The following is a 21,734-nucleotide window of genomic DNA, read 5'->3' on the forward strand; positions in this document are numbered from 1 at the left end:
GCCCGCGGGACACCCGCGCGGCGCACCAGGGAAGCGGTGGCTCATCGAGGACGCGACCGCACGGAGGGAGACTGATACCCACGGCGGCCGCCCGGCCGCCGCGAGCGCGTGGAATGGACCGGCATGCAACACCGGACAGTGCAGGACGTGATGACCCGAGAGGTCGTCAGAGTGGTCCCGGAAACGGGCTTCCGCGAGATCGTGACCCTGTTGACGGAGTTCGACATCACCGCCGTCCCCGTTGTGGACGTCGACGACCGGCCCGTGGGGGTGGTGTCCGAAGCGGACCTGATGCGCACTCAGGTCGCCCAGGACGACACGGAGACCGACCTGCCGGCCCCGCCTCCCGGCCCCGCGGCCGTGACGGCCGGGCAGCTGATGACCAGCCCCGCGGTGTGCACCACGCCGGATGTGAGTGTGGTGGCCGCCGCGCGGGCGATGGCCGGCCGGCACGTCAAGCGGCTGCCGGTGGTGGACGGCCACGGGCGGCTGGTCGGCATGGTCAGCCGGGGCGACCTGCTGAGGGTGTTCCTCCGCGACGACAAGGCCATCCGCACCGAGATCGTCGAAGAGGTCCTCGACGACGTGACCGGCGTCAGTCCCGCCGCGGTCGGCGTCGAGGTGGAACAAGGGCTGGTGGTGCTCAGCGGCACGATCGAGCCGCCCGAACTCGTACCGCTGGTGCTGCGCCTGTGCCGGGCCGTCGACGGCGTCGTCTCGGTCACCGACCGCACGGACGGGGCGCTCGCCCGGGCCCGGGCCGCCGGCGAATCCTGACCCCGCACACCCACCGCCCCCGCTTCACGCTCCCTCGCCGCGCCTACCGGAGGGTGATCTCCTCGCCGATGCCCCGCTCGCGGGCGGCGGCGAGGACCAGCGCCGCGGCGGCGGCGTCCTGCACCGCCACGCCCACCGATTTGTAGAGGGTGATCTGCTCCGGTGTGGTGCGTCCCGGCTTCTCGCCCGCGATGAGTTCGCCCAGTTCGGTATGGATGTGCCCGGCGGTGACGACGCCGTCGCGGATCGGCTCCAGCAGGTCGTTGCTGCCGGTGGGGAAGGGGGCCAGCGCGGCCTGCCGCGATTCGACGCACACCAGCGCGTCGGCGACGGTGGCATCGTCGACTTCACGGCCCTTCGGGTTGTACCCGACCGACGTGATGTGCGCTCCGGGGGTCAGCCAGGAGCGGCGGACCACCGGGTCGGTGGCATGCGTGGCCGCCGCCACGATGTCGGCGCCGTCGAGCGCCTCGGCACAGGTCGGCACCGCCCGCACCTCGGCGTCGAGTACGCGCGACAGGTCCTCGGCCAGGGCGGCCGCCCTCGCCGGGGCGCGGCCCGCCACCCGGATGTGCCGGATCGGGCGGACCCGGCACATGGCACGGGCGTGGGAACGGGCCTGCACCCCGGTGCCCAGCACCGCCAGCACCGAAGCGTCCTCGCGGGCCAGGAGCCGCGCCGACAGCGCTGAGCAGGCACCGGTGCGTTGCGCGGTGATGGCCGTGCCGTCCAGCAGGCCCACGGGTTCGCCCGTGTCCGGGTCGAACACCACGATCAGCGCCTGGTGGGTGGGCAGCGGCGTGCCCGCGTTGTGCGGAAAGAGGGAGACCAGCTTGCTCATGAGCACCCCGGCCGACGGCACATGGCCCGGCATGGCGGCCAAAAATCCCTCGCGCCCGGGCACCAGCGCGGCGACCCGGTCCGGCGCCGAGGCCCGGCCCGCACTGAGGTCGGCCATCGCCGGCGCCAGCGCGTCGATCAACTCGTCCAGGTCGAGCAGGCTCTCCACCTGCGAGGGTCCCAGTACCAGCACCTCAGCCTCCCGCGTCGAACGCGTTCGACTGTACGCGCTCTTCACTCCGTGTCCTTGCCGCACCGCCGTGCGGCGACCTCAATCGGTGGAGGGGCTGATGTGTTGTGTCCTCAATCGCCGGACGGGCTTGATTGGGCCGGACTCGGCCGAGTCCGGCCAAAACCAGCCCGTCCGGCGACTGAGGACGCGCCCGCAGGGCGCCCCGCCGCCGCAGGCGGCAAACCGGCCCGTAGCCGTAGCCCCGCCGACCAGGCGAGACGCGGCGAAACGGCCCGGTGGCCGAAGACCCGCTGGACACGGCCTAAGGAGCGGTGTCCAGCTCGGCTTCGAGACGCGGTGCCCGAAGCACCCGGCGGCGCACCGTGGCGAGCAGCGGGGTGGCCGGCTGGAGCAGCAGGCCGGCCCGGACCGGCGTCTCGCCCGGATCGACGTCCACATGGTGGTGCCGGCCCACCGTGGCCAGCACCATGGCGGCCTCGACCAGGGCGAAGCGGGCCCCCAGGCAGGTGCGCTGGCCGCCCCCGAAGGGAAACCAGGCGTGGTCGGGGACCGCGTCGGGGGCGTCCGGGTCCCAGCGCTGCGGGCGGAAGGCCGTCGGTTCGGGGAACCAGCGGGGGTCGCGGTGGGTGGACCACTGGCTGCACCAGACGAGCGTCCCCGGGGGGACCGTCGTGCCGCCGAGGACCGAACCCTCCCGGGCGACGGCGCCGATCAGCCAGGCGGGCGGGTACAGCCGCAGCGCCTCCTTGATGATCTGCTGGGTCCAGCTCAGCCGTTCGTAGTCGTCGATGGTGGGCAGCCGCCCGCCGAGCACCCGGTCGAGTTCCTCGTCGAGCCGGGCCCGGACCTCCGGTGACCTCGACAGCAGGTACCAGGTCCACGTCAGCACGGTGGAGGTGGTCTCCTGGCCGGCGGCCCAGAGCGTCACCGCCTCGTCCCGGACCTCCCTGGCGGTCAGCGGCAGCCCTTGTTCGTCCCGGGCCGCCAGCAGCCTGCTCAGCAGATCGTCGCGCGCTTCGGCCGCCGCCCCTGCCGCAAGGCGCTCGCGGATCAGCCGGTGCACCTCGGCGTCGATGGTCGTGACGGCGGCGAGCAACCGCCGCCGGGCCGGCGTGCGTACCCAGGACGGCAGGAAGAGGCCGATGCCGCGCAGCTCGGCTCCGACCTCTTGCTGGGCCACCGTCATCGCGTCGCCGAGCGTGCGGGCCTGGTCGCCGATGTCGTTGCCGAACAGCGTCCGCACCACGACCCGCTGGGTGACGAGCGCCATCTCCTCACGCACGTCGATGCGCCCACCGTCCGTCCAGCGGTCGGCCGACAGCCGTGCGCAGTCGGCCATGGTCGCGGCGTACACGCGGACCTGACGGGGGCGCACGGTCGGCTGGACGAGGGCGCGTTTGCGGCGCCAGTCGGCCCCTTGGCTGAGGATGACGCTCCGGCCGGTCACCTGCTTGAGGGCCCAGCCGATCTCGACGATGTCGAAGGTGCGCTCCACGGCACCGAGGAGTTCGGCGATGTGGTCGGGGTGGGAGACGAGCAGGCTGCGCCTCGGCCCCAGCGACCACGTCACCGCGTCACCGAACTCGTCACGCAACCGGGTGAGGAAGGCCAGCGGGTCCCGGCCGAAGGCGGGCAGGTTCCCCAGCAGCGGCATACCGCGCGGGCCGGGAACGGGACGGAGCGGCAGAGCGGTCGCTGTCATGACATGGCCCCTAGATGACGCGAAGACCTTCGAAATGGGTATTGACGATGCTTACCCACCGGCCGTTCGCGTAAAAGGCGGAACCGGGTGATGTCGTGACGGACCGACGCGTCGGCGGCTCATCGGTGGACGCTACGTCAAGGAGCGCGGCGCGGCGGTCAGGGTGAGGCTGCCGGGGAGGGCCGCGCAGGCGTCACGCAGGTGGGCGGCCAGCCTCGCGCGCGTGGGAGTGCCCGGTCCGGTCGTCCAGGCGTCCAGGGCGCAGTGGAAAGCGGCTACCAGCATGTCCACGGCCAGCCGGGGGCGGGGGTCGTCGGGGGCGGCCAGATCGAGGCGGCGGTACAGGATGGCCAGCGCGGCCTGGCCCGTGTCATGGCAGAAGTGCAGGCCGTGCGCGTCCATGGAGGGGGTGACCGCGGCGAGCCGGCGGCTGAGCAGGACGCGGTGGGACCATCCGTCGGCGGTCATCCGGTCCAGCGCGGCGAACAGGGCCTCCTGGAGCATCTCCAGCACCGTTCGGCCCCCGGGATCGCACGCTTCCAGGTCCTCCAGGAAGGCCCGCCACAGGTCCTGGGTCGGTGCCATGGCGACGTCCTCCTTGCCGGTGAAGTAGCGGAAGAACGTGCGCTTGGAGATTTCCACCGCGTCGCAGAGTTCGTCGAGGGTCACCCCGGTGAAACCCCGTTCGGTGAACAGGTCCAGGGCGGTGTCCACCAAAGCCTGTCGCGTGCGCAGTTTCTTGCGTTCGCGCAGCGGGAGCCGGTTGTCGGGGTCGCGGGGCGGCAGCGCGTTGCTCATGCAGACAAGCGTACCCGAGGGGTTAATGCCCCTTGCGCGCTTATGCCACTCAGTGGCATAACTGTGTTTCCGATCGTCACCGTCCCGATCCCCGGCGGTGGCCGATCTCAGGGAATCCCATGAAAGGTGCACTCATGCGTGCGTTGCTCGTCGACCGTTCCGTACCCGCCGGCCTCCGCCTCGGCCGGGCCCCCGACCCCGAACCCGCACCGCACCAGGCCCTGGTGCGGGTGACGGCCACGTCGCTCAACCACGGCGAGGTCGCCATCGGCCTCAAGGGCGCACCCGACGGTGCCGTCCTCGGCTGGGACGCGGCCGGAGTCGTGGAACGGGCCGCCGCCGACGGCTCCGGCCCCGCGGCCGGCACCCCCGTGGTCACGCTCGGCGCCGACGGCGCCTGGGCCGAACTACGGGCCGTCGACACCGACTTGATGGGAACCGTCCCGGCGGGAGCCGACCCCGGGGCCGTCAGTACGGTGCCCGTGGCGGGCGCCAGCGCCCTGCGTGCCCTCCACCGCGTCGGCCCGCTCCTGGGCAGGCGCGTCCTGGTCACCGGCGCCACGGGCGGCGTCGGCCGCTACGCCGTGCAGCTCGCCCGGCTCGGCGGCGCGCACGTCATCGCCTCCACCGCCGACCCGGACAGGCACGGCGACGGCCTCCTGACGCTGGGGGCCCATGAGGTGGTGAACGGGCCGCTCCAGGTCGACGGGCCGGTCGACGGGGTCGTGGACCTGGTGGGAGGGGAGCAACTCGTGGACGCCTACGGCAAACTGGCCGAGCGGGGCACCCTGGTCGCGGTCGGGCACTCCGCGCAGCAGAGCGAAACCCTGCCCTTCGGCGCGCTCTTCGGCGACCAGGGCCGGCACGACCGTACGATCACCTCCTTCTTCCTGCTCGGCTGCCCGGGGCTCGCCCCGGACCTGACCTGGCTCGCGGGCAAGGTCGCCACGGGTGCGCTCGACCCGCGGATCTCCTGGCGCGGCGGCTGGGACGAGGCCGCCGACGCGATCGACGCCCTGCTCGCACGCCGGCTGCACGGCAAGGCGGTCCTGGACATCGCCTGACACGCGTCGCCCCGGGGGCGAGGACGCTGACCTTGACGACGCGGGCCACCGCACCGAGCACGGCGGCTCGTGCCGCGGCGCACCGAGTCGTACTTGCGTTGAAGCACGCTCCAGCTCGTAGCGTCGACGACAACACGTCACCTCACGACACGACACGTCACGGCACGAGCGAAGGGAACACCGTGCGATACACACTGTTCGGCAGGACCGGCCTGCGCGTCAGCGAACTGAGCCTGGGCACCATGACCATCGGCGGCGACCCGGGATGGGGCACCGCCAAGGACACGAGCGGGCGCATCCTCGACGCCTACGCCGAGGCCGGCGGCAACTTCGTCGACACGGCCGACAACTACACCGGCGGCGCCTCGGAGACCATCCTCGGCGAACTGCTCGACGGCCGCCGGGACAGTTTCGTCCTGGCCAGCAAGTACACCTGCGCCACCCGCGCGGGTGATGTGAACGCGGCGGGCAACCACCGCAAGAACCTCGTGCGGTCGGTGGAGGACAGTCTCGGCCGGCTGCGCACCGACCGCCTCGACGTCCTGTGGGTGCACGCGCGGGACAACTTCACCCCCGTCGAGGAGGTCATGCGGGCGCTGGACGACCTCGTCCGTGCGGGAAAGGTGCTCTACCTCGGCGTCTCCGACTGGCCCGCCTGGGAGATCGCGCAGGCCAACACGCTCGCCGAACTCCGCGGATGGACCGCGTTCGCGGGTTCCCAGCTGCGCTACAACCTGCTGGAGCGGACACCGGAGCGCGAGCTGCTGCCGCAGGCCCGCGCCTTCGATCTGGCCGTGCTGGCGTGGAGCCCGCTCGCGGCCGGCAAGCTCACCGGCAAGTACCGGCGCGGCGAGACGGGCCGGCTGACCACCGAGGGCGGGGAAAGCGGCACGGACCGCCGGGAGGAGCAGATCGTCACCGCGGTGACGGAGATCGCCGAACAGGGCGGCTGGAGCCCGGCGCAGGTGGCGCTGGCCTGGCTCCGGAGCCGTCCGGGCAACATCGTCCCGATCATCGCCGCCACCAAGGAGAGCCAGCTCGCGGACAATCTCGCCGCCGTCGACGTCGAGCTGGACGCCGACGCCGTCGAACGGCTCGACGCGGTGAGCGCGGTGCCGCTCGGGTTCCCGCACGACTTCCTGCGGGAACCGGGCATCAAGGAGAACGTCTACGGCGACCGCTGGGCCGCCATCGAGGACCGCCGCACCACTTATCGCCGCACGACCGACGGGGTTGTCTAGGCGTTCTGCTTCAAGGGGGTGTCCGATCACGCCGTGGCGGTGTCAGTCGAAGTCGCGGCGGTGTCAGTCGAACCGGATGTGGCGTGCCCCCGTCCACGCCCGGCGCAGCCGCCCCCGCAGCGGGGTGTCCGTGTTCGGGCGGAGCGTCAGGCCGGCGGAGAGCGCGAGGTGGTCGGCGACCCGCGCGACGGGGATGTGGTCGGTCCACACGTGCTCGGCGAACTCCTCCTCGCGCAGCCGCTCCAGACACAGGTCGAGCTTCGACACCGCGAAGCTCTCCCGGCGCAGGGGCGCGTCCTGGCCGGCGACGAGCCGCACGGCGTGCCCGAAGCCGCGTTCCCGCAGCCGCCGCAGCACCGTCTCCCGCCGGGCCAGCAGCGCGAAGTGCCGTACGTCGTGCCCGCGTTCCCGCAGGCGGCCGACGGTCTCCCGGAAGTACGCGGGCTCCACGACCGTCATCGGGACGATCACCGTGCCCTCGTACGCGGTGAGTGTCCGGTCCAGCACCTCGTACACCCCCTGCCGCCAGGCCGGGAGGTCCTGGAAGTCCCCGCGCAGGGACGGCGGTGTCATCCGGTGCAGACCGAAGCCGAGGTGTTCGGGGTCGCAGACGACGCTGCCGGGGAGCCGGCGCCGGATCTCGTGCGCCGTCTGCGTCTTTCCGCCACCGAAGGGTCCGTTGATCCACAAGAGCATGGCCACGACCCTACGAGACCGCCCTCCTCAGGGGCACGGAATCGGACCGGCCCGGCCGGCCCGGCAGTACACCGGGCCGACCGGGCCGGGCAGGGCGTCAGTGCGGTTGGCGGGCCAGGACGGGCGTCTGCCGTTCCGCCTTGGCCTCGGCCGCGTACCGGTCGACGTATTCCTGTTCCGACAGCTTCAAAAGCGCGTACATGATCTCGTCCGTGGCGGCCCGCAGCACCTCGCGCCGCTCCTCCATCCCCGCGTAGCGGGAGAAGTCCAGCGGCTTCCCGAAGCGGATGGTGATGGGGGTGAGACGCGGCAGCCGTCGCCCGATCGGCTGGGACTCGAACGTGCCGATCATCGCGCACGGGATCACCGGCGCCCCCGACCGTATCGCCATGGCCGCCACCCCGACCTTCCCCTTGTAGAGCCGCCCGTCGTGCGAGCGCGTCCCCTCGGGGTAGATGCCGAGCAGTTCCCCTCTGCCCAGCACCCGCAGGCCCTCCTCGACCGCCGCCCGGCCGGCCCCCTCACCGGACCGGTCCACCGGGATCTGCCCGTTGGCCCGGAAGAACGCCGCGGTCAGCCGGCCTTTGACGCCCCGGCCCGTGAAGTACTCCTTCTTGCACAGGAAGGTGACCCGACGCTTGATCATCACGGGCATGAGAAAACTGTCGCAGAACGACAGATGGTTCCCCGCGATGATCGCCGCACCCGTGTGCGGCACGTGCTCCAGCCCCTCGACTCTCGGCCTGAAGAGCCACCGCAGCAACGGCACCAGTACCACGGCCCTGAACACGTAGTAGAACAAGTCTGTGAGCCTCTCTCCGTAAGCGACCCCCGTGCCGACCGAGGGACGGTAAACCGCCGGGAGGGACGAGGGGGAGAGTGCCACTTGAGCCATGACGACAAGGCCGGGGATGGCCGGAACTGATGGCCGGCCATCCAGACGCCGCCGCGGCACCAGCGCGGTGACGAACAGGCCCACGGCGTACGAGGCGGGCGGAAGGCCCTGACATGCAGTCAATCTACGACGGGGCGGTCAGATGGGACGCCGCACGGCTCACGGGTGCGCGGGCCAGGGGTCGACGGGGCGCGGGGCGCCGCCTTCCGCGCAGCAGCGCAGTGCCTCCGCGGCGGCCCTGCGGCCCGCCTTGGCGAAGATCACCTCGTGGGAGTCGACCTCGTGCCACTTCGCGTCGCGCAGCCGGACCCGGAAGGCGATGGTCGGCACCCGGCGGGTACCGGACGCGCACAGCGTGTGGTGCGCCCCGTGCTCGAACGCGTCGGCGAACTCACGCGGCAGACGTTCCTCCGGCACCTGGGCGGCGAACTCGAAGAGCAGGCCCGAGTCGGCGGGGAGGGGCTCGAAGTCGGCGGTGGCGATGGCGAAGGCTCCGCAAGCGGCGGGTGTGACGAGCCGGACGCGCACATCACGGACGGCGCGGCCGGGCACGCTCGGCCGGGGGCCGGGGACGTCGTACGCGCGCACCGGGTGCGCCGCCGTGCGGGCGGGCGGCCAGCGCGTGACGTACGGGCGCGGGAGGACGTCCTCGTGGATGCAGTGGCTCGCCTCACGGGCGGCACGCCGGCCCGCCCACGCGAAGCCGGCGGCGGTCGATTCCCCTTCCCGCCAGCGCGCGTCCCGCAGCCGCACCCGCACCGCGTACGGCGGCACGCCGTTGAACGACCAGGCGCCCAGCTCCGCGAGCACGCCCTCACCGAACGCCGCGCCGAACTCCGGCGGCAGCTCCGCGGCGGGCACGTTGTTGACGAACGCGAGCACGTCGGCGCCCTCTTCCCCGGGCGCCAGCGGTTCGAAATCGGCCGACGCAAGGGCGTAGGGCCGCAGGCCGCCCACGCTGGACAGGAACGCCTGTACGTCGCGTACCGGCTGCTTCAGACGGAGGGGGTAGTCGCGCACTCTGGGCATGGGACCACCGTAGGTCTCCCGCCCCGCTCCGGGCGGCGACACGGGTCTCGCCACGAGGGGGTTCCGGATGTGTGACTGTCCGTTCGTCCCCTTACCGCCCCGGGGGGCGGGCGTACGAATGCCCACCGGAAGAGACGCCGAGCGACACCAAAAATCATCCTTCGCCCAAAAGGGGTCATTCTCTATTGCGGATTGGCTCAACTGGCATACTTTCGCCTATCATTTGGACTGTCTTCGAGAAGGGAAAACCGCAATGGCCGTCAAGTTTGTCCAGGTCGACGAATCCGAAAAGGGTGAGCCGGGAGTGGAAGAGGCTGTCACCACTACGGTAGTCGGCGGCCAGACGCTTACGACGACAACCTACGGACGTCTGCTCCAGCACGACGACCTGAAGCCGGATGTCACCGAGGGTGTTTTCTCGGTCGAGCTTCTGGTTCCGGCCATGGGTACCGAGGAGTACGCCACGGGGGAGCAGAACGAGGACGGCAGCCCGGAGATCGCCATGCGGCCGTGCGTGGTCTACGAGCGCCGTGAGCTGGACATGGGCGAGGAGACCTTCAAGGAGTACCTGGCCGCACTCGAGCCCTTCGCGGCCGCGTCCCGGGAGGCTCAGCAGGTGCCGGCGCAGTCCCGGAAGCGCCGCGCGAAGACGGCCAAGCCGACCGCGGGTGAACCCGCATAAGGATGCGGTAAATCTTCTCCGCAGGTAATTCTCAAAAGGCGGCCACTGATTCGGTGGTCGCCTTTTTTGCTGCCCGTTGAACGGCGTGAAAATGCTTCCGGCTGGCCGTCTCCGGGGCGTGGGGCCGATGGTTTTCGGGGGAGTGGTCCGGCGGTAATCGCCGCACCGTGGCGCGATATCGACGGCCGTTTTCCGCACCCCCGGAAGCCCCACGTCACGTGTCACCGGGCGAGGAATCGCTCCACGGCCGCCACGGTGGCCGCGGGGGACTCCTCCGTCGGATGGTGACCCGCGTCCGGAAGGACTGCGAGTTCCGCGTTCGGATACCACCGCAGCCACGAGGTCTCCATCGCCTCAAAACCCAGCGCCGGGTCGTGCGCTCCGACGACGAGGAGCACGGGCGTGGGATTGCCCCGCACCCGCTCGTGGAAGTCATCGCGCGCCCAGGAGTCCAGGTACGCGCGGAAGGCGGCCGGTGCGGACCTCTCCACGGAGCGGCGCACCATGGCGTCCAGCCAGGCGTCGTCACGCCGCCCGCCCGTCGTGTTGTCGATGATCACCCTGCGGTTGCCGGGATCTTCCGCGGCCCCGGCGAAGAGCCCCCAGGTCTGTGCGTCGAGGGGGAATCCGGACGCGGGCACCGGGGACACCCCGATGAGCGAACGGACGCGCCCGGGCGCGTCCAGCAGCATCAGCTGGGCCGCTTTGGCACCCATGGAGTGGCCGAGGACCGAGAAGGTCTCCCAGCCCAGACGGTCGGCCACGTCCAGGGCGTCCCCGGCGATCTCCTCCATGGTGAACGCGCCGTCGACGTCCCTCGCCTCGCCGTAGCCGCGACAGTCGAGGACCGCGTAGCTGAACGCGTCACCGTTCATGTGCGCGCGCAGCGGCGCGAAGCTCGTCCGGTCACCGAACCAGTTGTGCAACAGCAGACACCGTTCGGAGCCGCTGCCCCAGACCTCGTGCGGAATCACCAGTCCTGTCACCACGTCCCCCGTCGTGAGGCGGTCGGTCGGCGCCGGTGCCGGAGGCTGCCGGCGGTCAAGTCTCGCGGCCCCCGTCGGGCGGGGTCAATACAGCGCAAGGGGGCGGCCGGTGCGCTGTCCCGTGACGTCCGGCCGGCATCCCTGCCATCATGCGACGGTGATCGAACACGAGAACGCGCAGCCCCGCCCGCTCCTTCGCCGCCCCGAGGAAGGGGAGTTGATAGACGTGGCGGGGGTCGGGCATTTCTTCCGGCTGACCGCCGAACACACCGAGGGCCGGTTCTCCTTCGAGGAGTTCACGTTGGCACCGGGGACCGTGGGCGCCCGGCCCCACGTCCACCACGGACACGACGAGTATTTCTACGTCCTGGAGGGCGAGTTGACCCTCCACAACGGGGACGGCGAGGTGACCGCCGGCCCCGGCACCCTGCTGGCGGCGGTCCGGGGCACACCCCACGGCTTCCGCAACGCGGGCACGCGGACGGCGAGGGCCCTGTGCCTGTACACCCCCGCCGGGTACGAGGGGTACTTCCGCGACGTACACGCCGCGGTGGCCGCGGGCGCGGAGGTGACCGACGAACTGCTGGCGGAGTTCCGCGGACGCTATCGCACGACGTCGGGCTGAGCGGTCGTTCCCCCACCCGGGGGCGGCCGAGGCGACCGGTGGGTGTTTCGCGCCTACCGTGTCAAGGGTGCCCCTCCGGCACGCGGGTACGGGAGGAAACCATGACGGCCAAGCCGGTATGCGTCTATGTCACCTACATCGGGAGCACACCCGAGAAGGTGTGGCGGGCCTTGACCGACGCCGACCTGTCGGCGGAGTACTGGGGCCACAGCAACGTCTCCGACTGGCAGGTCGGCTCCCCCTGGGAGCACCGGCGGACGGACGGTTCGCGGACCGCCGACGTCGTCGGCACCGTCCTGGAGAGCAAGGCGCCCGCCCGGCTGGTCACCACCTGGGCCGACCCCCACGCGGAGCGCTCCCGTGAACCGTCCCGGGTGACCTTCGACATCCAGCCGTACGGCGAGATCCTCCGGCTGACCCTCACCCACGAGAACCTGGCCGACGAAGCCGAACGGGAAGCGGCGGCCGCGGGGTGGGCGGCGGTGCTGTCGAACCTGAAGACGCTGCTGGAGACGGGGAGCGCTCTTCCCCGGGAACCGTGGCTGATGCCCGACGGCGATCACCCCTGAAGCGCCTCGCGGCCTCACCCCGGTCACCGGCCCGCCCGGCCCCGGTCACCGGCCCGCCGGGCTCCGGGCAGCGGACCCGGGGAGCGGCGCGGGCCCCTCCGGGCGCCGTACCCAGGCGAGCATCACGACAGCCGCCACCGCGGCGAAGGCGCACCAGGTGGAGATGAACTCCAGCCGCCACAGCACCGCGCAGACCACCGCCCCGGCCGCGACGAGCATCCCGAGCAGACGCAACCGCGGATCACCCCCGAGCAGCAGAGAGCCGACCGTGGCGAGGAGATAGCCCGCGACGATCAGCGGGGCGTACGGCAGGTCGAGGACATAGCCGAGGGTGTGGCCGCGGACCTCGGCCGTCACGGGCCGCGTGCCGAGGAAGTACGCGAGGACACCGCAGGTGGCGAGTCCGACGAGGGCCGGTACCACCAATCGGCTCCGGGCGGACGGCGGGGCGGCGAGCAGGACGCCGAACGGAACCCACACCGCCAGCAGGGGCAGCGCGATGACGGCCCAGGCCAAGGTCGCGGGGCCGGTACCGCCGCCGGAGCGCCAGACGGCGGACTCGACGATCTGGTGGGCCCCCAGCAGCAACGGAAGCGCACCGAGGGGCAGATCGCGGGCACGGCGCGACCCCACCACGCACACCACCCCGATCGCGGCGATCCCGCTCCCCGCCACGAGGTCCGCCGTCGCACTCCAGCACATGACGCCACCCGGAAACCCAGTCACCGCACACACGTGTGAACCGACGCATCCAGCATGCACGCTGAAAGCGGCCCCGCACGCCGCGACCCGTCGGCGAAAGGCGACGTCATCGGCACGAGGGTGGGACGGCGTCGAGCCGCACGACGCGGGATCGGCCCCACCTGGGGGCGCCCGGCGGTACGTCCGTACGGGGACGCGGCGGGGACGGCGCCCCGGCCGGCAGCGCGCGTACCGCCTTCGTCGCACCCCCGGCAAGAGGCGGCACACAGCGGCGTCCGCGCCGCACGCGCCGAAGCGTGCCGCAGCAGCCGTACCGCCCGGGCGCCGGGCAGCGGGCCTCCCCAGCCTCTCGCCCGCCGCCCGGCGAGCTGCCATGCTCACCCCATGGCGGTGAGCTATCGGTCGATCACCGAACGCGTGCTGCGGGATCGTCCCTCCGGATGGACGCTGCACGACGGCGAAACCTGGTGCATGGTCACCCCGCCGCGTCACACGCCCCGGCAGCAGGGCTGGAAACTGCACCTGTCCGCGACCCCCGCCTCGGCGCCCCGCGTTCTGGAGAACGCGGCCCGTGTCCTGGTGACACACGAGTGCGCCTTCAAGTTCGCCGTCTCACCACGGGTCACCGCCGAACTCACCTCGGTCCGGGCGCCACGCGCGCAGTCGGGCAAATTCCTCACCGTCTATCCCCTCGACGACGATCAGTTGCGCGTCCTGGCCGGGCAGCTCCACGAAGCCACGCGGGCACTCGCCGGACCGGCGATCCTGTCCGACCGGCGGTACCGGCCGGACAGTCTGGTCCACTACCGCTACGGCTGTTTCGCCCGGCCCCGTGAACTCAACGACGAAGGCCTCTACGAAGGACGGCTACAGGCACCCGACGGAACGTTCGTAGCGGACGAGCGCAACCCGTGGTTCTCCCCGCCCCCTTGGGCCCGCCTCCCCTTCGCGCCACCCGGACGCGTCACCGCCGGACGCCGCCGCGGCGGGCCCGTTCTCCTCGCCGGCCGCTACCTCGTCCGAGAGGCCGTCCGGCACTCCAACCGGGGCGGCGTATACCGGGCACACGACCGGCGGACCGGTGACGACGTCCTGCTCAAGGAGGCACGACCGCACGTCGGAGCCACCTCGGACGGCAAGGATGCCCGGTACTGGCTGCGATACGAGGCGGACGTCCTACGACGGCTCGCACCCCTGCGCATCACCCCCGCCGTCCGCGAGGTCTTCGAGTGGGCGGGCCACGTCTTCCTCGTGGAAGACCTGATCGACGGCAAGAGCCTGCAGCGGTGGACCACCGACGGCATCGCCCGCGACGACCGGGGCCTGATGCCGGTCACCGCCCTGTGGCAGCTGGCCCGGGAACTCACGCACATGATCGGCCGGGTGCACGCGGCCGGATTCGTCCTGCGCGACGTCAAGCCCGGCAACATCGTGATGACACCCAACGGCACACCCGTCCTCGTCGACATGGAATGCGTGGTCCGCGCGGACGAACGGGCCCACGTCGTGGGCACACCCGGCTTCACCGCCCCGGAGTACCTCGACGGCCCCGGCCGGGACGGCGGCACCCCACCACCCGCGCCCGGCCCCGAAGCGGACTGCTACAGCCTGGGAGCCACCCTGCTGTACGCCGCCACCGGCATCATCCCGCTGCTCGCCGACGACTCCCCGCCCCGGCGTCCGGCCGGTGACCGGCTCGCGGAGATCGTCGACACCGCCGCACCGGCCACGCCCGCGCTCCGGGCGCTCGGCCCCCTCGTCGTCGGCCTCACGGCGGACGGACCGGCCCGCTGGCCGCTGGAGAAGGCCGCCGCCTTCCTCCGGGCGGACCCCGTCGAGGCGCCGGTGTCGGCGGGACCGGTGCCGGCGCGCGGCGCCGTCGGCCGGCTCGTGGCCGACGGCTTGGCCCACCTCGCGGCCACGGCCGAACCGGACGCCGAGTACCTGTGGCCGCGGTCGCGGTCGGTCCCCGACTGCGACCCCCGCAACGTGCACGTGGGCGCGGCCGGTGTGCTGGCCGTCCTCACCCGGGCGGTCCGCTCCGGCGAGACCACCGCCGAGCCGGTGTTGCGGACGGCGGCCCGGTGGCTGGACCGACGGCTCACCCAGCCGGGCCGAATCCTGCCCGGCCTGCACTTCGGCCGCTCCGGCCCGGTGTGGGCGCTCCACGACGCCGCGCGGACACTCGACGACCCGGCGATGGCGGACCGGGCCGTGGAGCACGCCCTGCGCATCCCGCTCGACTGGCACAACCCCGACATCTGCCACGGTCTCGCCGGCGCCGGTCTCGCCCAACTGCACCTGTGGCACGCCACGGACGACGCGCGATTCGCCGACCGCGCGACGGAGTGCGCCGACCGGCTCGTCCGACTGACCGCGGGGGCCGGGCGCGGCGTGGACTGGCCCGTCGGCCCGGAACACCGCCGCGAACTCGCCGGCTCCACCCTGTACGGCTTCGGACACGGCCTCGCCGGGAACGCCGCCTTCCTCCTCGCCGCGGGGCGGGACCTGGGGCGGGCGGACCTCATCGACATCGCCACGGGGGCCGGGCACGCCCTGTGCGCCGTGGCCGTGCCACGCGGGGACGCGGCCGTCTGGCCGAGGGGCCCGGGCCGGACGGACCGGACCGATCTGAACTTCTGGTGCCACGGCGCCTCCGGAATCGGGACGTTCCTGGTCCGGCTGTGGGCCGTCACCGGCGACGCGCGCTTTCGCGCGTACGCCGACCGCGCGGCCCGGGCGGTGCACCGGGACCGCCACCGGACCGGGACCAGCACCTGCCACGGGGCGGCCGGCAACGCCGAGCTGCTGCTCGACCTCGCCGACGCGACGGGGGAGGAGCACTACCGCACCCGGGCGACCGAGGTCGCCGCCTGTCTGTGCGCACGGGCGGTCCGGCGTGACGGCCGTCTGCTGGTGCCCGACGACACCCTGCGCGAGGTCGGTGCCGGCTACGGCGTCGGCCTGGCCGGCGTGCTGGATTTCCTGCTGCGCCTCACCCACGGCGGCAACCGATCCTGGCTGGTCGACGACCGCTGACCAGCCGGCACCCTCAGGAAGGAGTACCCCACCATGGAATCCGACGTCCTGGAACTCCAGGAACTGCCCGAGACGGACGAGCAGTCGCTGGAGCCGATGATGTGCTGCGACACCATCTTCACCACCGACCGCACGGACGGCTGCACGGAGCCGCCTCGCTGCCGCTAGGCCGTGTCGGAAAGCAGCGCCGTTCGCCCGGAGGGCGTGGCCCGGGACGGCGGTGTCCTCAAGCGCCGGACGGGCTGCTGTGCTGTGTCCTCAAGCGCCGGACAGGCTGCTGTGCTGTGTCCTCAAGCGCCGGACAGGCTGATTCAGCCCGCCCGGCGATTGAGGACGCGCCCGCAGGGCGCCCCGCCGCCGCAGGCGGCAAAGCCGGACGGTTCGACGGCCGCACGGTAACCCCGCGAGTTCGAGGAGCCGACGTGTCCCGATGGACGGCCGTACTGCCGCCCGACACGGCCACCGCGGCCCTCGACCTCGTCACCACCATGGCGGGACGACCGCGCCCCACGCCCCGCCGCGTCCACCCCGACCTCGCCGGAGGCGGACCGGGACTCGCCCTGGCCTACCACCAGTTGGACGCCTGCGTGCCGGGGGCGGGCTGGGGCGCCATGGCCTACGGCTATCTCCGCGCGGCGCTCCGCGGCGCCGAGCGGCTCGGTACGAGCACACCGGCACTGTTCGGCGGCCTCGGTGGTCTCGCGTTCACCGCCTGGACGCTGTCACCCGACGACCCCTCGCTGTGTCGTCTCCACGACGGCGTCGTCCGGGAGGCGGGGCGGCGGGCCCGGGCTCTCGGCGCCGCGCACGGCATACCGGTCCGGGACTTCGACGTCATCTCCGGTGTGACCGGTGCGGGCGCGTACCTGCTCTGCCGCCGCCAGGACCCGGCTGCCCGTGACGCGCTGCACGCCGTCCTCACGTCCCTCGTGACGCTGTGCGGTGAACGGGCGGGCACACCCCACTGGTACACCCCCGCCGAGGCCCTGAGGGACCCCCGGACGCGTGCGGAGTTCCCCCATGGCGTTCTCAACTGCGGCCTGGCGCACGGCATTCCGGGACCGCTCGCGTTGCTTGCCATGGCCCTCGACGCCGGCGTCACCGTCCCCGGACAGCGGGAGACCCTCGCCCGCGTGGCCCGGTGGTTGGCGGCACAGCGCACCGACGACGCGTGGGGCCCCGACTGGCCCGGAATGATCCCGCCCCCCGGCCGCCCCGCTCCCCGGGACCGCCGCACCGCCCGGGCCTCGTGGTGCTACGGCAGTCCCGGCGTCGCCAGAACGCTGTGGCTCGCCGGGACGGCACTCGATGACGCCGCCCTGCGTGCCCTCGCGGTGCGGGCCCTCGAAGCCGCCCTCCGGCGGCCCGCGGCGCGACGGCGGACCGACGACGCCCCGGGGTTGTGTCACGGGGTGGCGGGGCTGCTCCACATCACGACCCTCTTCGCGTCGGACACCGGCGACCCCGCCCTCGCGCGGGCGGCGGCCGGGCTCGCCGAGCGGCTGCTCGCCACGCCCACCGCGCTCCCGGCCGAAGGGCCCGGGTACCTCGACGGCGCGGCGGGGGTCGTCCTCGCCCTGCTGGCGGCGGCCACCGATGTGGCACCGATGTGGGACCGGCCCCTGCTCCTGGCGTGATCCCCTACGGCGTGGGAGCCGGCCGCGGGGGAGGGCCGCCGGCGGGTGGTGCGAGCCACTCCCACGCGGTCCCTACTCGATGACGAGGTCGACCTTGATGTTGCCGCGCGTCGCGTTGGAGTACGGGCAGACCTGGTGCGCCTGCTCCACGAGACGGGTGCCCGTCTCGCCCGCGAGGTCGGCCGGCAGCTCGACGCGGAGCGTGACGGCGAGGGCGAAGCCCGGGCCCTCCTTGCCGATGGATACCTCGGCGGTGACGGAGGCGTCCTTGGTGTCGACCTTCGCCTGGCGGCCGACCAGGCCGAGCGCGCTGGCGAAACAGGCCGCGTAGCCGGCGGCGAAGAGCTGCTCCGGGTTGGTTCCCTGGCCGTTTCCGCCGAGCGCCGGGGGCATGGCCAGTGCCAGGTCGATCTGCCCGTCCGTGCTCACGGCCCGGCCCTCGCGTCCGTTGGCGGTGGCGACAGCGGTGTACAGCGCGTCCATGGAAGGTCCCTTCGATTCGGTTCGGCGGGCTTGGGGTGCCCGCCGCACACCGGAAGGATTGCACACGATTAAGTTGTGCACAATCTAATTGGGTCGGGACTATTCTGGAGCCATGACCACGCCGCCTCTCCCGCTGCCGGACGACGCGGAGCTGCTCCGCCTCGACCACCAGCTCTGCTTCTCCCTGCACGCCGCGTCCAGGGCCTTCGGCGGCGTCTACCGCGGCGCCCTGAAGGACCTCTCCCTGACCTATCCGCAATACCTGGCGATGATGGTCCTGTGGGAACACGGCCCCCAGCCGGTCAAGGCCATCGGCGAGCGGCTGCGACTCGACTTCGGGACGCTCTCCCCGCTGCTCAAGCGGCTCGAAACGGCGGGCCTGCTGCGCCGCGAACGCAGCGCCGAGGACGAGCGTTCGGTCACCGTACGGCTCACGGAGGAGGGGGAAGCGCTGCGCGAGCGGGCCCTGTCCGTCCCGCGCCGCATCGCCGAGGCGGCCAGGATGCCGCTGGAGGACATCATCACGCTGCGGGGGCTGCTCCAGCGGCTCACCGACAACCTCGACGCCGCGCAGAACGGCCGACCGGGTTAGGGCAGCGGCCCCTTCGGAGCGGACCAGGCAGCCGTCCGCCGGACCGGGTGACGGACCCAGCCGGCCTCATCGTTGCTGATCAGCGGCCCCTGGGGCCCGTACCAGGCCGCTGAATCCACCGTGCGTTCGCCGGCCGTGTCAGCCACCGGGTACCTCCGGGACGGTACCGCGCGTCCCGCTGGCGTGACGTTCTGAAACTATCGATTCCCTACAAAACTTCAAGGTCAACTTCCGTGGAGCGCGGCAGCCGATCCCGCCCATACCCCCTGTCAGTGTGGACGTTGAGCCGATTGCTCCCCGTCACCATCCAGACGGGGAGTTGTATCTCTGCGACAAGGGGGTTTGTACGGTGAACGCTGGCACCAACGATGTGGTGGTCACGGGGCTGGGGGCGACGACGCCGCTCGGCGGGGATGTCACCTCGACCTGGGCGGCGATGCTGGCCGGGCAGTCCGGGATCAGCCGGATAACGGAGGAGTGGGCCGCCGACTTTCCCGTGCGGATCGCCGGCAGGCTCAAGACCGAACCGACGGAGGTCCTGGACCGGGTGCAGGCCCGCCGCATGGACCGCTGCGAGCAGATCGCGCTCGTCGCCGCCCGCGAGGCGTGGGCCGACGCGGGCCGCCCCGAGGTCGACCCCGAGCGGCTGGCCGTGGTGATCGGCACGGGTACCGGGGGAGCGCTGACCCTCCTGGGCCAGGACGACATACTCGAAGCCTCCGGAGTGCGGCGCGTGTCCCCCCACACCGTGCCGATGCTGATGGCCAACGGCCCCGCCGCGTGGGTGAGCATCGACCTCGGTGCCCGGGCCGGCGCCCACACCCCGGTCAGCGCCTGCGCGTCCGGGGCCGAGGCGATCGCGATGGGAATGGACCTGATCCGGCTCGGCCGGGCCGACGTGGTCGTGGCAGGCGGCACCGAGGCCTGTGTCCACCCGCTGCCGTTGGCCGGCTTCGCCCAGGCCAAGGCCCACTCCAGGCGCAACGACGACCCCGAGCGGGCGTCCCGGCCCTTCGACGTGGACCGTGACGGCTTCGTCATCGGCGAGGGATCCACCGTGGTGGTCCTGGAGCGCGCCGGGTTCGCCGCTGCCCGAGCGGCCCGGGCCCACGCGACCCTCGCCGGGGCCGCCGTCACCTCCGACGCGTACCACATCACCGCCGCACACGCCGACGGCCAAATACGCGCTATGCGCCAGGCCTTGGCGGCCGCGGGACTGTCCCCGCGCGACATCGAGCACGTCCACGCCCACGCGACGTCCACACCCCAGGGCGACCTCGTCGAGGCCGAGTCCATCACCGAAGCCATCGGCACCCACCCGGCCGTCACCGCGACCAAGTCCATGACCGGCCACCTCTTCGGCGCGGCGGGAGCGATCGGCGCCCTTGCCGCGATCCTCGCGGTCCGCGACGGCGTCATCCCCGCGACACAGAACCTCGACACCCTGGACCCGCAGGTGGAACTCGACGTCGTCGCGGGCCGGCCCCGGCGAGGCGGACTCAAGGCGGCACTGACCAATTCGTTCGGCTTCGGCGGTCACAACGCCTCACTCGTCTTCACCCCCGCCCCCTGACACGCCCTCAGGGCAGGGGTGACCTGACGGTCCGCGACCATGGCCGCGCCTGGCGTCCCCGACGAATGTAGACGGGCCGTCAGCGCTCGTGTGCCACGCGCCCGAACGTGGGCGTGGCACACGGTCCCGGTCTCCCATTGGCGTACTCCACCCGGCGCCGGGGCCCGAGGTCGGGCGACGCTTACAGCACCGACTGGGAGGTGTGCTGTGTCCGGACTACGCGGCAACGGCATCAGGCTGTTGCTCCGCCTTACGGCTCTGACCGTTGCTCTGCTCGCTACTTTGACGTCGCCGGTCCCACCGGCGGCGGCCACCGGCACGGCGGAGCCGGTGGTACGGCACTCCGCCGCGCGCGGATTCACCCATCCAGGAGTGCTGGTGAGCAGGGCTCAGCTCAACCGCCTCCGCAAACGAGTCAAGGCCGGCGGTGAGTGGCGGTCGATGTTCGCCGCGATGCGGCACAGCAGATACGGGTCGCCGTACTACACCGCGATGCCCGTGCGGATCGTGGAGTGCCCGCCGGACGACCGGCCCGGACACGGGTGCGTCGAGGAGCGGCAGGACGCGATCGCGGCGTACACGCACGCGCTCCTCTGGTACGTCACCCGGGACCGCGCGCACGCCCGCAAGGCCGTGCAGATCATGGACGCCTGGTCGGCCGTGGTCCGGGACCACACCGACGGCAACGCCGGATTGCAGGCGGCATGGGCGGGCAGCTCCTGGGCGCGGGCCGGGGAGATCATGCGACACACCTACGGCGGCTGGCCGCGCAAGCGCGTACAGCGGTTCGCGGGCATGCTGCGCACGGTCTACCTCCGAGAGGTGACGGTCACCGCACCGGACTACAACGGGAACTGGGAACTGGCCATGACGGACGCCGCCATGGGGATCTCGGTGTTCCTCGACGACCGGCGCGGTTTCAACAGGGCCGTGCGCCGTTTCCGGGCCCGTGTCCCGGCGTACTTCTATCTCACATCCGACGGTCCTCTGCCCAAGCGCCCGCCGGGCGGCCACATCAGAACCCCCGAAGGGATCAGGGGGTACTGGTTCGGGCAGCGGAAGTTCGTCAACGGCCTCGGCCAGGAGACCTGCCGGAACTTCACGCACATCGGCTACTCCCTCGCCGCCACCGCCCACATCGCGGAAACCGCGTGGCACCAGGGCGTCGACCTCTACGGCGAGGCCGGTAAACGGTTGCGGGCCGCGCTCACCCTCCATGCCCGGTACCAGCTGGGCGCCGAGGTGCCGCGCTGGCTGTGCGGCGGAAATCTGGACCTCGACATGGGGCCGGACACCGAGGTGGTCCTCAACCACTTCCACAACCGGAAGGGCATCTCGATGCCCCAGGCCGAGCGGGTCGCGCGGCGACTGCGGGACGTGGGAACGGACGACCTCTTCGTCGCCTGGGAGGCCCTGACCCACGCGAAGAACCGCTGAGGCGGGCGGACCGCTGTACGCCGAAGGGCGGCGGCACCGGTGTCGGTGCCGCCGCCCTTCGGCGTGGGGTGTCGACTCCTCAGTAGGCGGAGTTGACGTTGTCCATGGTGCCGTACTTGTCGGCGGCGTAGTTGCAGGAGGCGGTGATGTTGGCGACGGGGTCGTAGGGGTCCC

General features: G+C 72.3%; 21 protein-coding genes and 1 pseudogene. 12 read left to right on the plus strand and 10 right to left on the minus strand.

Annotation, left to right across the window (positions count from 1 at the left end; all coding sequences use genetic code 11):
• Positions 1-123: 123 nt before the first annotated feature.
• Positions 124-777, plus strand: coding sequence for a CBS domain-containing protein (locus ACZ6MA_RS25755; protein ID WP_469436308.1), 654 nt, complete (start codon positions 124-126; stop codon positions 775-777).
• 43 nt (positions 778-820) lie between these two features.
• Here ACZ6MA_RS25755 and ACZ6MA_RS25760 read toward each other — a convergent pair whose 3' ends face one another.
• From ACZ6MA_RS25760 to ACZ6MA_RS25770, 3 genes are all read right to left on the minus strand, one after another.
• Positions 821-1,810 carry an ornithine cyclodeaminase family protein gene (locus ACZ6MA_RS25760; RefSeq protein ID WP_469436309.1) on the minus strand — a complete coding sequence of 330 codons (990 nt, stop codon included), beginning with the start codon at positions 1,808-1,810 and terminating at the stop codon, positions 821-823.
• Positions 1,811-2,111: 301 nt separating this feature from the next.
• On the minus strand, positions 2,112-3,512 hold the full coding sequence (locus ACZ6MA_RS25765) for a cytochrome P450 (RefSeq protein ID WP_469436310.1): 1,401 nt from the start codon (positions 3,510-3,512) through the stop codon (positions 2,112-2,114).
• 132 nt (positions 3,513-3,644) lie between these two features.
• Positions 3,645-4,310 carry a TetR/AcrR family transcriptional regulator gene (locus tag ACZ6MA_RS25770; RefSeq protein ID WP_469436311.1) on the minus strand — a complete coding sequence of 222 codons (666 nt, stop codon included), beginning with the start codon at positions 4,308-4,310 and terminating at the stop codon, positions 3,645-3,647.
• 134 nt (positions 4,311-4,444) lie between these two features.
• On the opposite strand from ACZ6MA_RS25770, the gene ACZ6MA_RS25775 reads away from it, so the two are divergent.
• Positions 4,445-5,374, plus strand: a complete 930-nt coding sequence (locus ACZ6MA_RS25775; RefSeq protein ID WP_469436312.1) for a zinc-binding dehydrogenase — start codon at positions 4,445-4,447, stop codon at positions 5,372-5,374.
• Positions 5,375-5,556: 182 nt separating this feature from the next.
• On the plus strand, positions 5,557-6,615 hold the full coding sequence (locus tag ACZ6MA_RS25780; protein ID WP_469436313.1) for an aldo/keto reductase: 1,059 nt from the start codon (positions 5,557-5,559) through the stop codon (positions 6,613-6,615).
• A gap of 63 nt (positions 6,616-6,678) precedes the next feature.
• On the opposite strand, the gene ACZ6MA_RS25785 is transcribed toward ACZ6MA_RS25780, so the two are convergent.
• From ACZ6MA_RS25785 to ACZ6MA_RS25795, 3 genes are all read right to left on the minus strand, one after another.
• Complete coding sequence (locus tag ACZ6MA_RS25785; protein ID WP_469436314.1) at positions 6,679-7,311, minus strand: AAA family ATPase; 633 nt, start codon at positions 7,309-7,311, stop codon at positions 6,679-6,681.
• Positions 7,312-7,408: 97 nt separating this feature from the next.
• The gene (locus ACZ6MA_RS25790; protein WP_469436315.1) at positions 7,409-8,113 is read right to left on the minus strand and encodes a lysophospholipid acyltransferase family protein; all 705 of its coding nucleotides are present in this window, start codon (positions 8,111-8,113) and stop codon (positions 7,409-7,411) included.
• 252 nt (positions 8,114-8,365) lie between these two features.
• Positions 8,366-9,235 carry a hypothetical protein gene (locus ACZ6MA_RS25795; RefSeq protein WP_469436316.1) on the minus strand — a complete coding sequence of 290 codons (870 nt, stop codon included), beginning with the start codon at positions 9,233-9,235 and terminating at the stop codon, positions 8,366-8,368.
• 253 nt (positions 9,236-9,488) lie between these two features.
• Here ACZ6MA_RS25795 and ACZ6MA_RS25800 point away from each other — a divergent pair, with 253 nt between their 5' ends.
• Positions 9,489-9,917: a hypothetical protein gene (locus tag ACZ6MA_RS25800; RefSeq protein ID WP_469436317.1), complete on the plus strand. Its 429-nt coding sequence runs from the start codon at positions 9,489-9,491 to the stop codon at positions 9,915-9,917.
• Between the two features lie 221 nt (positions 9,918-10,138).
• Here ACZ6MA_RS25800 and ACZ6MA_RS25805 read toward each other — a convergent pair whose 3' ends face one another.
• Positions 10,139-10,903, minus strand: coding sequence for an alpha/beta fold hydrolase (locus ACZ6MA_RS25805; RefSeq protein ID WP_469436337.1), 765 nt, complete (start codon positions 10,901-10,903; stop codon positions 10,139-10,141).
• A gap of 157 nt (positions 10,904-11,060) precedes the next feature.
• Here ACZ6MA_RS25805 and ACZ6MA_RS25810 point away from each other — a divergent pair, with 157 nt between their 5' ends.
• Positions 11,061-11,528, plus strand: a complete 468-nt coding sequence (locus ACZ6MA_RS25810) for a cupin domain-containing protein (protein WP_469436318.1) — start codon at positions 11,061-11,063, stop codon at positions 11,526-11,528.
• A 101-nt stretch (positions 11,529-11,629) separates the two neighbouring features.
• Positions 11,630-12,097: an SRPBCC family protein gene (locus ACZ6MA_RS25815; protein WP_469436319.1), complete on the plus strand. Its 468-nt coding sequence runs from the start codon at positions 11,630-11,632 to the stop codon at positions 12,095-12,097.
• Positions 12,098-12,142: 45 nt separating this feature from the next.
• Here ACZ6MA_RS25815 and ACZ6MA_RS25820 read toward each other — a convergent pair whose 3' ends face one another.
• Complete coding sequence (locus ACZ6MA_RS25820; protein WP_469436320.1) at positions 12,143-12,799, minus strand: DUF6629 family protein; 657 nt, start codon at positions 12,797-12,799, stop codon at positions 12,143-12,145.
• Between the two features lie 384 nt (positions 12,800-13,183).
• On the opposite strand from ACZ6MA_RS25820, the gene lanL reads away from it, so the two are divergent.
• From lanL to ACZ6MA_RS25835, 3 genes are all read left to right on the plus strand, one after another.
• Positions 13,184-15,838, plus strand: a complete 2,655-nt coding sequence (gene lanL, locus ACZ6MA_RS25825) for a class IV lanthionine synthetase LanL (protein WP_469436321.1) — start codon at positions 13,184-13,186, stop codon at positions 15,836-15,838.
• A 33-nt stretch (positions 15,839-15,871) separates the two neighbouring features.
• A complete protein-coding gene (locus ACZ6MA_RS25830; protein WP_469436322.1) occupies positions 15,872-16,006 on the plus strand; it encodes a hypothetical protein in 135 nt (44 codons plus the stop codon).
• Positions 16,007-16,260: 254 nt separating this feature from the next.
• Positions 16,261-17,475, plus strand: a complete 1,215-nt coding sequence (locus tag ACZ6MA_RS25835; protein ID WP_469436323.1) for a lanthionine synthetase C family protein — start codon at positions 16,261-16,263, stop codon at positions 17,473-17,475.
• A gap of 72 nt (positions 17,476-17,547) precedes the next feature.
• Here ACZ6MA_RS25835 and ACZ6MA_RS25840 read toward each other — a convergent pair whose 3' ends face one another.
• Positions 17,548-17,958 carry an organic hydroperoxide resistance protein gene (locus ACZ6MA_RS25840; protein WP_184737562.1) on the minus strand — a complete coding sequence of 137 codons (411 nt, stop codon included), beginning with the start codon at positions 17,956-17,958 and terminating at the stop codon, positions 17,548-17,550.
• Positions 17,959-18,070: 112 nt separating this feature from the next.
• Between ACZ6MA_RS25840 and ACZ6MA_RS25845 the strand changes: the two genes are divergently transcribed.
• The 3 genes from ACZ6MA_RS25845 to ACZ6MA_RS25855 all read left to right on the plus strand — a co-directional run bounded on the left by ACZ6MA_RS25845 (position 18,071) and on the right by ACZ6MA_RS25855 (position 21,560).
• Entirely contained in the window at positions 18,071-18,550 is a 480-nt protein-coding gene (locus ACZ6MA_RS25845; protein ID WP_469436324.1) for a MarR family winged helix-turn-helix transcriptional regulator, read from the plus strand.
• A gap of 349 nt (positions 18,551-18,899) precedes the next feature.
• Positions 18,900-20,123, plus strand: coding sequence for a beta-ketoacyl-[acyl-carrier-protein] synthase family protein (locus tag ACZ6MA_RS25850; RefSeq protein ID WP_469436325.1), 1,224 nt, complete (start codon positions 18,900-18,902; stop codon positions 20,121-20,123).
• Positions 20,124-20,354: 231 nt separating this feature from the next.
• Positions 20,355-21,560, plus strand: coding sequence for an alginate lyase family protein (locus ACZ6MA_RS25855; RefSeq protein ID WP_469436339.1), 1,206 nt, complete (start codon positions 20,355-20,357; stop codon positions 21,558-21,560).
• A 79-nt stretch (positions 21,561-21,639) separates the two neighbouring features.
• Here ACZ6MA_RS25855 and ACZ6MA_RS25860 read toward each other — a convergent pair.
• Positions 21,640-21,734: pseudogene (locus tag ACZ6MA_RS25860) on the minus strand (transglycosylase SLT domain-containing protein); the annotation flags it as partial.

It is taken from the genome of Streptomyces sp. NPDC042259, from assembly GCF_055582085.1.

Excerpts from the sequence above, each read along its gene's own strand:
- ACZ6MA_RS25755 (WP_469436308.1), top strand. The coding sequence starts at position 124 with ATGCAACACCGGACAGTGCAGGACGTGATGACCCGAGAGGTCGTCAGA.
- ACZ6MA_RS25765 (WP_469436310.1), bottom strand. The coding sequence starts at position 3,512 with ATGACAGCGACCGCTCTGCCGCTCCGTCCCGTTCCCGGCCCGCGCGGT.
- ACZ6MA_RS25770 (WP_469436311.1), bottom strand. The coding sequence starts at position 4,310 with ATGAGCAACGCGCTGCCGCCCCGCGACCCCGACAACCGGCTCCCGCTG.
- ACZ6MA_RS25775 (WP_469436312.1), top strand. The coding sequence starts at position 4,445 with ATGCGTGCGTTGCTCGTCGACCGTTCCGTACCCGCCGGCCTCCGCCTC.
- ACZ6MA_RS25785 (WP_469436314.1), bottom strand. The coding sequence starts at position 7,311 with ATGCTCTTGTGGATCAACGGACCCTTCGGTGGCGGAAAGACGCAGACG.
- ACZ6MA_RS25795 (WP_469436316.1), bottom strand. The coding sequence starts at position 9,235 with ATGCCCAGAGTGCGCGACTACCCCCTCCGTCTGAAGCAGCCGGTACGC.
- ACZ6MA_RS25800 (WP_469436317.1), top strand. The coding sequence starts at position 9,489 with ATGGCCGTCAAGTTTGTCCAGGTCGACGAATCCGAAAAGGGTGAGCCG.
- ACZ6MA_RS25815 (WP_469436319.1), top strand. The coding sequence starts at position 11,630 with ATGACGGCCAAGCCGGTATGCGTCTATGTCACCTACATCGGGAGCACA.
- ACZ6MA_RS25820 (WP_469436320.1), bottom strand. The coding sequence starts at position 12,799 with ATGTGCTGGAGTGCGACGGCGGACCTCGTGGCGGGGAGCGGGATCGCC.
- lanL (WP_469436321.1), top strand. The coding sequence starts at position 13,184 with ATGGCGGTGAGCTATCGGTCGATCACCGAACGCGTGCTGCGGGATCGT.
- ACZ6MA_RS25830 (WP_469436322.1), top strand. The coding sequence starts at position 15,872 with ATGGAATCCGACGTCCTGGAACTCCAGGAACTGCCCGAGACGGACGAG.
- ACZ6MA_RS25840 (WP_184737562.1), bottom strand. The coding sequence starts at position 17,958 with ATGGACGCGCTGTACACCGCTGTCGCCACCGCCAACGGACGCGAGGGC.
- ACZ6MA_RS25845 (WP_469436324.1), top strand. The coding sequence starts at position 18,071 with ATGACCACGCCGCCTCTCCCGCTGCCGGACGACGCGGAGCTGCTCCGC.